At 55.5% G+C, this 12,883-nt stretch carries 10 protein-coding genes; 5 read left to right on the top strand and 5 right to left on the bottom strand.

What is annotated here, in order from left to right; genetic code table 11:
- Positions 1 to 11: 11 nt before the first annotated feature.
- Both UF64_RS19040 and fmt read right to left on the bottom strand, forming a co-directional pair.
- On the bottom strand, positions 12 to 542 hold the full coding sequence (locus tag UF64_RS19040; protein ID WP_235285159.1) for a GNAT family N-acetyltransferase: 531 nt from the start codon (positions 540 to 542) through the stop codon (positions 12 to 14).
- An 11-nt stretch (positions 543 to 553) separates the two neighbouring features.
- A complete protein-coding gene (fmt, locus tag UF64_RS19035) occupies positions 554 to 1,480 on the bottom strand; it encodes a methionyl-tRNA formyltransferase (RefSeq protein WP_044830176.1) in 927 nt (308 codons plus the stop codon).
- A 71-nt stretch (positions 1,481 to 1,551) separates the two neighbouring features.
- Here fmt and UF64_RS19030 point away from each other — a divergent pair, with 71 nt between their 5' ends.
- Positions 1,552 to 2,541 carry a hypothetical protein gene (locus UF64_RS19030; protein ID WP_044830175.1) on the top strand — a complete coding sequence of 330 codons (990 nt, stop codon included), beginning with the start codon at positions 1,552 to 1,554 and terminating at the stop codon, positions 2,539 to 2,541.
- A gap of 194 nt (positions 2,542 to 2,735) precedes the next feature.
- Here UF64_RS19030 and def read toward each other — a convergent pair whose 3' ends face one another.
- Positions 2,736 to 3,254 carry a peptide deformylase gene (gene def / locus UF64_RS19025; RefSeq protein ID WP_044830174.1) on the bottom strand — a complete coding sequence of 173 codons (519 nt, stop codon included), beginning with the start codon at positions 3,252 to 3,254 and terminating at the stop codon, positions 2,736 to 2,738.
- Positions 3,255 to 3,411: 157 nt separating this feature from the next.
- Complete coding sequence (gene rmuC, locus UF64_RS19020; protein ID WP_044830173.1) at positions 3,412 to 4,947, bottom strand: DNA recombination protein RmuC; 1,536 nt, start codon at positions 4,945 to 4,947, stop codon at positions 3,412 to 3,414.
- Positions 4,948 to 5,485: 538 nt separating this feature from the next.
- On the opposite strand from rmuC, the gene acs reads away from it, so the two are divergent.
- A complete protein-coding gene (gene acs / locus UF64_RS19015) occupies positions 5,486 to 7,429 on the top strand; it encodes an acetate--CoA ligase (RefSeq protein WP_044830172.1) in 1,944 nt (647 codons plus the stop codon).
- A 113-nt stretch (positions 7,430 to 7,542) separates the two neighbouring features.
- On the opposite strand, the gene UF64_RS19010 is transcribed toward acs, so the two are convergent.
- Positions 7,543 to 8,451 (bottom strand): LysR family transcriptional regulator, encoded by a 909-nt coding sequence (locus UF64_RS19010; protein WP_044830171.1) that lies wholly within the window; start codon positions 8,449 to 8,451, stop codon positions 7,543 to 7,545.
- Between the two features lie 235 nt (positions 8,452 to 8,686).
- Here UF64_RS19010 and UF64_RS19005 point away from each other — a divergent pair, with 235 nt between their 5' ends.
- Genes UF64_RS19005 through UF64_RS18995 form a run of 3 tightly spaced genes read left to right on the top strand, consistent with a single transcriptional unit; the run spans position 8,687 to position 12,868 of the window.
- Positions 8,687 to 9,634, top strand: coding sequence for a tripartite tricarboxylate transporter substrate binding protein (locus UF64_RS19005; RefSeq protein WP_044830170.1), 948 nt, complete (start codon positions 8,687 to 8,689; stop codon positions 9,632 to 9,634).
- A gap of 43 nt (positions 9,635 to 9,677) precedes the next feature.
- Entirely contained in the window at positions 9,678 to 11,744 is a 2,067-nt protein-coding gene (locus UF64_RS19000) for a tripartite tricarboxylate transporter permease (RefSeq protein ID WP_044830169.1), read from the top strand.
- A gap of 47 nt (positions 11,745 to 11,791) precedes the next feature.
- Positions 11,792 to 12,868 carry a tartrate dehydrogenase gene (locus tag UF64_RS18995; protein ID WP_044830288.1) on the top strand — a complete coding sequence of 359 codons (1,077 nt, stop codon included), beginning with the start codon at positions 11,792 to 11,794 and terminating at the stop codon, positions 12,866 to 12,868.
- Positions 12,869 to 12,883 lie beyond the last annotated feature (15 nt).

Raw genomic sequence — 12,883 nt, 5'->3', positions numbered from 1 at the left:
AGCCAAGCGGCCTAAAACTTCAGGGCTCCCTGATAGGCCGCAAAATCGAACCGGAACTGCCATTCCGACGAATTGGAAAGATCATCAAGAATGCGGCTTTCGCCTGTGCGCGCAAAGCCGCATTTTTCATAGAACCGATGCCCTGCCTCAAATCGCGTATCAGTCCACAGCATCACGGTCTCGCATTCCGGATGCGTTTGCCCCAACCACGCCAGGGCCTTGCCCATCAGCTTTTGCGCCATGCCGCGTCCGCGTGCGGCCGGATGCAGATAAACCTTGTGAAGCTCGCCTTCGCGGATTGTGATGTCATACTTGACGCCAAAGCAGCCCACGACCCGGTCCTGATCATCGACCGCAACCCAGATCCGGCCATTATCGGCCTTGAAGTCATCGGCAATCGCATCAAGTTCAGGAAATTCCCCGGCGCGATCAAACACGCAGCCCGGATAATCGCCAAAGACCAGCGCGATCAGATCGGCAATGCCATCACCATCGCGGTTAAAGGCCGGACGGATCGTCAAATCACCGGCTATACCTCTCACAAGATTTCCCATCAACCGAGATAAATTCCTTTAGCAAGCTTGTCATAACCGCGCAGCACCGCATCCGTATCCATCACCGATTTGCCCGGGCGCTGGATCCGCGTCGGGCGAAGTGCGCCTTTGCCACAACCAATCGTCAGCTTGTCATCAAGAATTGCGCCCACCGGCCCGGATTGATCAATCACCTCGGCCGCCTGCACCTTGATGCGTTCCTTGCCAAGCTCGAAATACGCACCCGGCCACGGAGTAAAGGCGCGAATTTTCCGCTCAAGGGCGGCTGCGTCGTCATTGAAATCAAGCTTGGCCTCGGCACGCTCAAGCTTGGCGGCATAGGTCACACCCTCTTCCGGCTGCTTGGTGGCGGAAAGTTCCCCCTTGGGCAATTTCTCAAGCGCCTCGACAATCATCTCGCCGCCCAGCTTTGCCAGATCATCATGCAGGGCATTGGCATAGGTTTCAGACGTAATGGGCAGCTCGCCAATCAAAAGCATGTCACCGGTATCAAGCCCGACATCCATCTGCATGATGGTCACCCCGGTCGCCGCATCCCCGGCCAGAATGGCCCGCTGGATCGGGGCGGCCCCGCGCCAGCGCGGCAGAAGCGACGCGTGAATGTTCAAACATCCATATTTCGGTGCATCCAGAATGGCTTTCGGCAGGATCAGGCCATAGGCCGCAACCACCGCCACATCCAGATCAAGCTCGGCAAAGGCCTGCTGTTCCTCGGCCGATTTCAGCGACACCGGATGGCGCACCTCGATCCCTTGCTCGGCTGCCCAGGCATGCACCGGGCTTGGCGTTTCCTTGTGCCCGCGACCCGCCGGGCGTGGCGGCTGGGAATAGACGCAAACCACATCATGCCCGCGTGCAACCAGATCCTTTAGCGCCACAAGGGCAAAGTCCGGGGTTCCCATAAAGGCAATGCGCAGCTTGGTCATATCGCTCGTCCATTCATCTCTTAAGGCATCTTTTGACTCTTCTGGCGGCAATTTGGCGCTATCCTGCGCAAATGACAAGCCAAGCCTTACCCCAATCGCCCAAATACCCGGTAAGCCATATCTGGCATGCGGACTGGAGCTTATCAGCCAAGGGTCGCTGGGTCGCCAAGGCCACCCGCAGCGATACAGGCTGGCACATCCACGCGATCGAACCGGTCGGGATGCTCCATCAATTCCGCCAATCCCTTGCCACCCACGGCAAGACCGACGCAATATGGCTCGGCCTCGACATGCCCATCGGGTTTATGAACGCATGGTACAATGGCGCGAATATCAAAGACTTCAAAAACCTGATTTCCATCATTCAAACCGATGAATGGCAGGATTTCTTTGAAGTATGCCAAACACCGGATGAAATCGGTCATGGCCGCCCATTCTACCCTCAAAGCTCCGGCATCAAGGGCAGCGTCAAACGCGACCACCTGATCAAGGCGCTCGGCCTGCCACACTTTGATGCCCTGCACCGGGCCTGCGAATTCCCGACTGACAAACGCAACGCCGCCTGCCCGTCCTTCTGGACACTGGGTGCCAATCAGGTCGGCAAGGGGATGTTGCACGGCCTCAAACACCTGATCGTTCCGGGCCACGCCGACGGTTTTCACATCTGGCCGTTCTCGGGTGACCTTGAAACCTGCACCAAAACACCCGGCGTCACACTGATTGAAACCTATCCCGGCGAGATTTATGGCTGGCTTTCTGGCACAAGTGAGTTGACTAAATCAAATCAGAACAGCCGCAAGAAATACCTGCACCAACTCCGCGACGATGCCAGCAAGAAGGGCATTGAAATCAGCCCTGCGGTCTGGGCTGACATTTCGGATGGCTTTGATCCTGAGCACGGCAAGGACGATGCCTTTGACGCCTTGATCGGTGTGATGGGTCTGATCGAAATTGCCGAGGGCCGCCGTCCCGAACATCTGCCGCGCACGCCAACGGTGCTGGAACGTGAAGGCTGGATCGTCGGACTCGATCCGCGCGATTTGAAACAGCGCGATACTTGAACAGAAGGGATAATTGCCGAACCGTCATTCCCGCGAAAGCGGGACTCCACCATCATCTCACCAAGTTATGGGTTCCGGGTCTGCGCTCTGCTCCGCCCGGAATGACGATATTGGCCGTCGTCCCCGTAAAACAAGCCGCAAAACAAAAAGGGCCGGAAAACCGGCCCTTCGCATGCGTTATCTGATCAGGAGTCTCAGGCAGACTTTTTGGTTTTCTGCAGCTTCTGGACTTTCTTCATGATCATGTTGCGCTTAAGCGCGCTCAGATAATCGGTGAACAGCACCCCGTCCAGGTGATCGATCTCGTGCTGGATGCAGGTCGCCAAAAGACCATCCGCTTCGATCTCGTGCATCTCGCCGTTCTCGTCCATGTATCGCATGCCGACTTCGGCCGGGCGTTCGACATCGGCATATTGCTCCGGGATCGAAAGACACCCTTCCTGATAGACCGAGGTATCCTCGGACTCCCAGATGATTTCCGGGTTGATCAGTTTAAGCGGTTCCGGCTTGTCCTTGTCGTCGGACACATCCATGACGACCACGCGCTTCATCACCCCGATCTGCGGTGCCGCCAGACCAATGCCCGGGGCCGCATACATGGTTTCAAGCATGTCATCGAGAAGGGTTTTGATCTCATCATTCACTTCCTCGACCGGGGCGCACTCCTTCTTCAGGCGCGGGTCTGGAACGATAAGAATTTCACGCAGGGCCATGGGTCAGTAATCCGGTGTTCGAACTAATTGCAGTAAACGAGTATAGCGAATTTCGCGCTTCGAGATAAGGTTTCCCCACGCCCAAGTCAAGCAAACTGCCCGATTTGCGCGTGATGGCTGCCATGCCCTTCCCACTAAAACGCCTTAACGCTGCACATTATTCTTCCGCGTCAGGCTTGGCATCTTCGCTGCCACCTGCTGCACTGTCCTCGGGCCCGGCGAGCAATTCCATCTTGGTGATATCGCGCACATGGGTTTCCGAGGGCGCCGGCTCCTCGATCATGCGGTCATCAGCAACAATATGCTTTTCCTTAAGCTTGCGGGCCGAAACCAGAACCGATCCTTCAAGCGTACCCAGCGTCTTGTTGTAATTCTTGACCGTGCTTTCAAGCGACTTACCCATGGAACTGAAGTTCTTGGCAAGCGTGCCCAACCGATCAAACAACTGCTGGCCGATCTCACTTATATCGCGCGCACTTTCCGCCAGCGCTTCCTGACGCCAGCCATACGCCACCGCCTTGAGAAGGCCGAGCAATGTGGTCGGCGTCGCCAAAATCACCCCGTCACGGAAGCTGTCCTCGATCAGACGCGGGTCACGCTCAAGGGCTGCCGAGAAAAAGCTCTCACCGGGCAGGAACAACACGACAAATTCCGGGCTGTCGACAGACTTCCAATAGGACTTTTTCGAAAGTTCCGTGATCACCTTGCGCACATTGCCGACATAGGTCGCGAGCAACGCTTCGCGGCGTTCATCGTCATATTTCTCGTCAATCGCCTCCAAATAAGCCGAAGTCGGGGCCTTGGCATCCACCACGATATTCTTGCCGCCGGGCAGGTGAATGACCATGTCGGGCTTCTGAACACCCTCGTCAGTGTTGAAATGCACCTGCTCGTCAAAGTCACAATGCTTGAGCATCCCGGCAAGCTCAACAATACGCTTGAGCTGCAATTCCCCCCACTTGCCCGACACCGACGAACTCGACCGAAGGGCCGAACTCAGCGTTTGGGTTTCTTTCGAAAGCCGGGTTTGTGATTGCACAAGGGTCCCGACCTGTTCACGCAGCTCGCCGTAGGCTTCCTTGCGGTTTTTTTCAAGCTCGTTCACCTTGGTATCAAAGGCCTCAAGGCGTTCCTTGATGGGTTTTACAAGCCCGTCAATTGCCTGCTGGCGTTTTTCAAGATCGCCTTTGGCCCCCTCCTGCAGGCGCGAGAAATTCTCGCGCGCCAGCTTCATGAACTCGTCATTGTTGACCTTGAGCGCATCGGACGACAGCGCCTTGAAGCTATCAAGCAGCTTGACCTTGGCATCTTCGAGCATCTCGAGCTTTTCTTTTGCCGCCTCGCGCTCTTTCTCAAGTGCGGTTTCAAGCTCCGATCCCTTTTCGCGCCATTGATCAAGGGCAGTGCGAAGCTCCTTCATCTCGGCCTCAAGCACCGGCACCCGGTTGGCCGTGGTTTCGGCAATTGCCCGCTTTTCCGATGCTTCGGAAAGCTTTTCACGCATCTGGGCGACCTCGGTCGCAAGGTCACGGCGCGTGGCTTCGGCGTGTTCAAGCTGAGACGCCAGAAGGGCCGTACGCGACTCCGTCTCGGCCTCGGCGGCATCCTTGATGCGCTTGACCATCACGATGCTAAAGGCAAGTGCCAGAACAGATGCGCCAAGCGCCCCCGCGGCCAAAGAAATCGGATCCATTATCCCACCATTCGATTACGTGCTGGAGTCTTTGTATCTGTTTTGTTCCGTCAAATCCAGAACCGAACCAGCCAAACGCCCCATTCCGATGCCAAATAAATGTAAACGACTTCACTGGCAGCCGCCGAATTTCAGACTACATTTCAATGACATACTTGAGTGCAAGCTTAACGGAGCCGCCAAACTTGGTACCCGCCACCCGCACGAAAGACTGCGCAAAACAACCACCCAAACGGCGCACTCAACACTGCCTGCAAACCTTACGGATTGTTACATGCCCCGTCGCAAAGCCCCCCGTCTTAAGTTGTATTCCCTCAATACCCTCTGCGCACTAGCATAGGGCCCAAGCGACAGGACTGTTTTGCCATACCCGAACGGGCACGCCCCCGAAAACGGACCGGGCAAACTGGCAAGGCAATTTCTGAACCGCACCAAAATTACCGCATCGGACGGATGCCTTTTTCGAGCCCCTTCGAGAAGTCATCAGAGTGACCCGGTGCCGACCTAGAGACCACAGGAAACGAACAAGAGGCCACATATGTCTGCGAACGTTTATCCCGTACCTGGCGACATCGCGAAGGGCGCCCTGATCGACAAAGCGAAATACGACGCCATGTACAAACAGTCGGTCGAGGATCCGGAAGGCTTCTGGGGCGAACATGGCAAACGCATTGACTGGATCAAGCCATACAGCACCGTCAAAAACGTCAGCTACGATGCCAAAGATCTCTATATCAAATGGTATGAAGACGGCACGCTGAACGTTGCGGCCAACTGCCTTGACCGTCACCTTGAAAAGCGCGGCGATCAGACCGCGATTATCTTCGAGGGCGATGATCCCAATGTCTCCGAAAACATCACCTATCGCGACCTTTATGAGCGCACCTGTCGTTTCGCCAATGCGCTGAAATCGATGGGCGTTGCCAAGGGTGATCGCGTTGTCATCTATCTGCCGATGATCCCCGAGGCCGCTGTTGCCATGCTGGCCTGCGCACGTATCGGTGCGATCCATTCCATCGTCTTTGGCGGTTTCTCGCCCGAAGCACTGGCCGGTCGCGTTGAAGATTGCGGTGCCAAGGTCGTCATCACCTCGGACGAAGGTCTGCGTGGGGGTCGTTCGGTCCCGCTCAAGCGCAACGCGGATGAGGCCCTGTCACATCCGGGCGTCAAATCGGTCGAGAAAATGGTCGTCGTCAAGCATACCGGCAAGGACGTTGCCTGGAACGATGCGCGCGACGTCTGGTATCACGAAGTTTGCGCAGCGGCATCCACCGACTGCCCGCCGACCGAAGTCAATGCCGAAGACCCGCTGTTTGTTCTTTATACCTCGGGCTCGACCGGCAAGCCGAAGGGTGTTCTGCACACCTCGGGCGGTTACCTCGTTTACGCATCGATGACCCATCAGTATGTCTTTGATTACCACGAAGGCGATATCTACTGGTGTACTGCTGACGTGGGCTGGGTCACCGGTCACAGCTACATCGTTTACGGTCCGCTGGCCAACGGTGCCACGACCCTGATGTTTGAAGGTGTGCCGAGCTATCCGGACGCATCGCGCTTCTGGCAGGTTTGCGAGAAGCACAAGGTCAACATCTTCTATACCGCACCGACCGCAATTCGCGCCCTGATGCGCGAAGGCGAAAGCTATGTGAACAAGGCCGATCTGTCCTCGCTTCGCATCCTTGGTTCGGTGGGTGAGCCGATCAACCCGGAAGCCTGGGAATGGTATTACGAGCATGTCGGCAAAAAGAACTGCCCGATTGTCGATACCTGGTGGCAGACCGAAACCGGCGGCATCCTGATCACGCCGCTGCCGGGCGCAACCGACCTGAAACCGGGTTCGGCAACGCTGCCATTCTTTGGTGTTCAGCCGGCCCTGCTTGATAATGAGGGCAAGGAGCTTTCCGGTCCGACCGATGGCAACCTTGTCATCAAGGACAGCTGGCCGGGTCAGATGCGCACGGTCTACGGCGACCATGAACGCTTCATCCAGACCTATTTCAGCACCTTTGCAAATGTCTACACCACCGGTGACGGTGCCCGTCGTGACGAGGACGGCTATTACTGGATTACCGGCCGTGTTGATGACGTGATCAACGTGTCGGGTCACCGTATGGGCACGGCTGAGGTCGAAAGCGCACTGGTCGCGCACTCCAAGGTGGCCGAGGCCGCCGTGGTTGGCGTGCCGCACGACATCAAGGGTCAGGGCATCTATGCCTATGTGACGCTCAATGCCGGCGAAGAACCGACCGAGGAACTCCGCATTGAGTTGATCAAATGGGTCCGTAAGGAAATCGGCCCGATCGCAAGCCCGGATTACCTGCAATGGTCGCCGGGTCTGCCGAAAACCCGTTCGGGCAAAATCATGCGCCGTATCCTGCGCAAGATTGCGGCCAACGAATATGACCAGCTTGGCGACACCTCAACACTTGCCGATCCGGGTGTTGTCGATGACCTGATCGACAACCGCCAGAACCGCTAAGCTCAACAGCCAAAATGCAAATTTCTGGCGGCGCCTGTCGCCAGAATACCCTTACAAGGAAAGGTCCCTGTCTCTGGCAGGGGCCTTTCTTATTTCTTGAACACCCGCGCAGATCACTGAACCCGTGCGGTCGAGGTTTCACGAAGTTTTCGATGAAGGAAATCGATGAAGATGCGCACCTTGGCAGAAAGATTGTGGCGTTCCGGATAGACCGCATAAATGTCCGCATCGACATGGGCATATTGCGGCAAGACCAATCGCAGACGGTCCTCTTCGACATGGCGAGCAATATCCCATTCCGAACGCATCATGATCCCGTGACCATCCAAAACCCACTGCAGTGCGATCTCGCCGTCGTTGCTGCAAAGGGTCCCCTGCACCTTGACGGTCTCCGAATGTTGCCCGCGTTGCAATTTCCACATATCGTGCACATCCTTGCCCTGACGCAGGATAATGCAGTTGTGGTTGGTCAGATCCGACAATCTACGCGGCATCCCATGCCGCTCAAGATAGGACGGGGCTGCACACAGGAACCTTCGGTTGCCTTGCAGCTTGCGCGCACGAATACGCGAATTGGGTAAACCGCCAAACCGAATGCCAAGATCAATCCCCTCTTCGACCATATTCATCGGAATATCGGTCAAAAGAAGCTGCACTTCGACTTCGGGATAAAGGTGCGAAAACTCTGACACCACCGGTGCAACATATTCGCGCCCGAACCCGAATGTTGCGTTGATGCGTAAAAGTCCTGTGGGCGTTTCGCTGGCATGCGAGACCCGCTGCTCCAGATCATCAATCTGGCGCATGATCTGCTCGGCACTCTGGAAATAGGCGTCTCCTTCACTTGTCAGGCTGATCCGCCGGGTGGTCCGGTTCAGTAATCTGACCCCCAACCGATCTTCTAGCTTCGCCAACCGTTTGCTCACCGCAGGGGGCGAAAGGTTCAGCTCCTGTGCCGCCGCCGACAAGCTGCCCTTACGGACCAAAAGCACAAAAAAGCCCAGATCGCTGTCGACCGACATTATTAACCTCTGCGACATAATGAAGTGAGAAGTCGGAAATTATAATGATTTTCTCAAAAATATAAACTGAAGGAGTCGATCGGGCAAAAAATAACAGCCGAGCGCAGGCGTCCTACAACGTCAAAACCCGATGCGACATCAGGGAAACACTGGCAACGGGATCGATCAACACGAGCCGTTCTGGTTGCCAACACCGGCGAATTATCCGGTGAAAACTATTTCGGGAGGAATACCGATGCGTAAGCTTGCAATCGCTGCGGCAATAACCGCTACCTTGATTTCCGGAACTGCATTTGCGGAATATCCGGAAAAAACCATCAATTACATCATTCCGTTCAATGCTGGCGGTGAATCCGATGTCTCGGCACGCTTCCAGCAGCCATATCTTGAAGCACTCGCAGACCAGTCCTTTGTCATCCAGTACATGGCCGGTGCCGGTGGTGCGCAAGCCTGGTCGCAGCTGAACGGCATGGAGGGCGACGGCTATACCATTATGGGGATCAACCTGCCCCACACCATTCTGCAGCCGATGGAAAAGGATGTCGGGTACGAGACCAAAGACCTCACCTACATCAACTTCTTCCACTACACCCCGAATGCACTGTTTGTCCCCAAGGACAGCGAATTCCAGAACCTGCAGGAACTGATTGATTACGCCAAAGCCAATCCTGGCCTTGTCACACTCAGTGGCTCGGGCTCTAACTCTGCCAACCATCTCGGTCAGGTCCAGTTTGATGAACTGGCTGGCATCACCACCACTTACGTTCCGTTCAGCGGCACCGGTCCGGCGGTTACCGCCATCCTCGGCAGCCAGACCACCGGCGGCTTTAACTATGTGACGTCAGGCGTCAACAATGGTGATGGCATGCGCATGCTTGCCGTGGCTTCGGAAACCCGTGTTAAAGCCTTCCCGGATGTTCCGACTTTCAAGGAACTTGGCCTTGATATCGTTGGTGGTGCATTCCGCGGCGTGGCCGTCCCGAAATCAACACCAGAGCCAATCCGCGAGAAAATCTCGCAGATGGTCACGGACGTGAACAACAATCCTGAATTCAAAAAGAAAATGGAAGATGCCGGCTTTGTTCTGACCGACATCACATACGACTTCATCAATGATTTCGTTGCTGCGAAATATGAAGAGTATCGTGAAATCGCAGAAAAGCTTGGCATCGCCAACCGCTAAGAAACGCCAAAAATAATAATTCGGGATTGGAAAGGTCACCAACATGGAATTGCTGAGCTATTTCGTGAGCGCGCTCACGCCTTTAAATCTGCTTATGGCACTGGGCGGCGTCGTTTTGGGAACGATTATCGGCGCTTTGCCCGGACTGTCAGCAACCATGGCGGTGGCCGTTCTGGTCCCGTTTACCTTCACCATGGATCCCGCAACCGGTTTGATTGCGCTTGGTGCGATCTATACCGGGGCCATATATGGCGGTGCGTTTGCCGCCATTCTGGTCAATACACCGGGAACACCGTCAGCCATCGCCACGACGTTTGACGGTTTCCCGATGGCCAAACGCGGCGACGGTAGTCTTGCAGTAACACTGGCAACGCTGGCATCTGTTGTTGGTGGCCTTGTCGGGGGTGTGTTCCTGCTGCTGCTGTCGCCGCCGCTGGCAAAGGTCGCCCTGGCCTTTGGTCCGCCGGAGTATTTCTGGCTGGCGATCTTTGGCCTGACACTCATTTCAGCACTTTCTGTTGGCAATACCATCAAGGGCCTGCTGGGCGGTTGTATTGGACTGATGCTGGCAATGGTGGGCGTTGCTGTGGTTGGCGGCGATATCCGCTTTACCATGGGGACCCATACGCTGCTGGGTGGTTTTGATATCGTCTCTGCTCTGATCGGTCTTTATTGCATCCCGGTCCTGATCGACCTTGTTGCCACACCGGACCGCCATCTGAAGGTCGAACAGGGCAATCGTGGTATCCGTTTTCTTGAAGCATTCGGTCTGGCTTGGAAGAGTAAATTCAACGTTATACGTAGTGCCGTCGTTGGTACAATCGTTGGAATTCTGCCCGGTGCAGGCGGTTCAATTGCAGGGCTGGTGTCCTATTCCGAGGCCCGCCGCTCGTCAAAAGAACCTGAAACTTTTGGTAAAGGCGCCCCTGACGGGTTGATGGCGACAGAGGCCGCAAACAACGCCACAGTGGGCGGTGGATTTATTCCGACCCTTGTTCTGGGCATTCCAGGCACGCCGCCAGATGCAATTATTCTTGGCGCTCTGCTTGTTCAGGGCATCAAAATTGGCCCGACGCTGTTCTCACAGCAAGGCGATATCGTTTACACCTTTATTTTCGGCTTGCTGATCGCGACGGCATTAATGCTGCCTGCTGGTCTCTTGATTGGTCGATATGCCTACAAATCAATCGCCTCGATCCCCAAGACCTTGTTAGTGCCAACCATTGCTTTTTTGACGGTGATCGGAAGCTTTGCCATCCACAGCAATCTGCATGACGTCACCATGATGATCAGTCTCGGTGTACTAGGTTGGGTTCTGAACCGCTGCGGCTTCGCACCTTCGCCGATTGTCCTTGGTCTGGTTCTGGGCAAAATTGCCGAACAGGGGTTTGTACAGTCCTATCTGATTGGCAACGCCACCAACAACATCACGGGTATGTTCTTTGGCCGCCCAATCAGCCTTGCCATCGTTGCGCTGGCCGTCTTCACCGTGATCTACCCGCTGATTTTTGCCAAGCGTAAGGAAAAGGCTAAAAAACGCGCCCTTGATGCTGCGCGCTCCTATTCCGAAAGCAATGGTGAAACGACGGTTCCAGACATTCAGGAAATCAAAGCCTCGTCATTCGATCCGCTTGCCGGTTTGAAAAAACAGATCGCCAAACCCCGGGATATCAGCGGAATGGTGGTATCCGCAATCCTTATCGTTGCCGCTGGTTGGGCATACAGTCAAACCGCAACCATGAGCCCGATGGGATCGGTCTTTCCAAGCACGATTTCGGTCGCTGTTATCATCCTGTCGGTCATGCTTCTTGCGTTGAACTTTCTGCGCAAACCGGCTGAAGCAGCCAGCGAAACGGCAAACGCATCAGTATCACGGCGCGTCGCCTTGGTTCTCGTGATGGCTGGGTGGGTCGCAGTGATCCCTGCAATCGGATTTGCGTCCGCAGCAATCGTCGCCTTCCTGATCCTTTCTCGGGTGGCCTGCTACGAAATTATGGGGCCCAAACGCCAACTTACCGAAGCCTTGGCCGCAATCGCCATTGTCGGCGGATTGTATCTTCTGATGGCCAAGGTTCTTCTGATCAGAATGCCATCCGGCTTCCTGTTCTGATCGGGCACGATCAAACGAATTCAACACACAGACCAAAGAGAATGAACATGAAAAACTATCGTATTGCGGCCATCCCCGGTGACGGGATTGGCAAAGAGGTCGTTGCGGCCGGAACCGAGGTTCTGGATGTTCTGGCAAAACGCGATGGCGGTTTTACCATGAGCTTCGATCACTTTGATTGGGGATCGGAATACTACAAGAAACATGGTGTCATGATGCCATCTGATGGTCGCGACCAGATCAAGGATCACGATGCGATCTATTTTGGTGCTGTTGGTGCCCCGGATGTACCCGATCATGTCACGCTCTGGGGGCTGCGACTGGCGATCTGCCAACCTTTTGACCAATACGCCAATGTTCGCCCAACCCGTATTCTTTCGGGAATTGAAAGCCCGCTTCGCAATGTTAAAAGCACGGAGCTCGACTGGGTCATTGTGCGTGAAAATTCTGAAGGCGAGTATGCCGGACAGGGTGGACGATCCCACGTCGGCCTGCCCGAAGAAGTCGCAACCGAGGTTTCGATTTTCACCCGTGCCGGTGTGACCCGCATCATGCGTTTTGCCTTCGATCTTGCCCGCTCGCGCCCCCGCAAGAAACTCACCGTGGTGACCAAATCCAATGCGCAGCGCAACGGAATGGTCATGTGGGACGAAATCGCCAAGGAAGTCGCTGCTGAGTATCCTGACGTTGAATGGGACAAGATGCTGGTCGATGCCATGACCATGCGCATGACCCTGCGTCCCGAAACCCTTGATACGATCGTTGCGACCAACCTGCATGCGGACATTCTCTCTGACTTGGCCGCAGCCCTTGCTGGTTCGCTTGGGATCGCGCCGACGGCTAACCTGAATCCGGAAGGCAAATTCCCCTCGATGTTCGAACCGATCCACGGGTCTGCGTTTGATATCACCGGTCAGGGTATCGCCAACCCGGTCGCGACCTTCTGGAGCGCGGTGATGATGCTTGATCATCTTGGTGAAAAAGCCGCCTCTGAACGCCTGATGCGGGCGGTCGAACGCGTAACGGCCAATCCGGACCTTCACACACCGGACCTTGGCGGCAAAGCAACCACTCGTCAGGTCACGGATGCGGTTATTGCCGCGATCCAGGGCGACAATAAATAAACACCTCAGAGGCAA

The organism is Thalassospira sp. HJ (assembly GCF_000948415.1).
Classification (GTDB): Bacteria; Pseudomonadota; Alphaproteobacteria; order Rhodospirillales; family Thalassospiraceae; genus Thalassospira.
Note: the sequence above shows the minus strand (reverse complement) of the source record. Positions and strands in the feature narration are given on the sequence as shown.

What these genes read in the sequence shown, in the direction of transcription:
- UF64_RS19030 (WP_044830175.1), top strand. Translation starts at nt 1,552, where the DNA reads ATGACAAGCCAAGCCTTACCCCAATCGCCCAAATACCCGGTAAGCCAT.
- fmt (WP_044830176.1), bottom strand. Translation starts at nt 1,480, where the DNA reads ATGACCAAGCTGCGCATTGCCTTTATGGGAACCCCGGACTTTGCCCTT.
- rmuC (WP_044830173.1), bottom strand. Translation starts at nt 4,947, where the DNA reads ATGGATCCGATTTCTTTGGCCGCGGGGGCGCTTGGCGCATCTGTTCTG.
- UF64_RS19000 (WP_044830169.1), top strand. Translation starts at nt 9,678, where the DNA reads ATGGAATTGCTGAGCTATTTCGTGAGCGCGCTCACGCCTTTAAATCTG.
- UF64_RS19005 (WP_044830170.1), top strand. Translation starts at nt 8,687, where the DNA reads ATGCGTAAGCTTGCAATCGCTGCGGCAATAACCGCTACCTTGATTTCC.
- UF64_RS18995 (WP_044830288.1), top strand. Translation starts at nt 11,792, where the DNA reads ATGAAAAACTATCGTATTGCGGCCATCCCCGGTGACGGGATTGGCAAA.
- acs (WP_044830172.1), top strand. Translation starts at nt 5,486, where the DNA reads ATGTCTGCGAACGTTTATCCCGTACCTGGCGACATCGCGAAGGGCGCC.
- def (WP_044830174.1), bottom strand. Translation starts at nt 3,254, where the DNA reads ATGGCCCTGCGTGAAATTCTTATCGTTCCAGACCCGCGCCTGAAGAAG.
- UF64_RS19010 (WP_044830171.1), bottom strand. Translation starts at nt 8,451, where the DNA reads ATGTCGGTCGACAGCGATCTGGGCTTTTTTGTGCTTTTGGTCCGTAAG.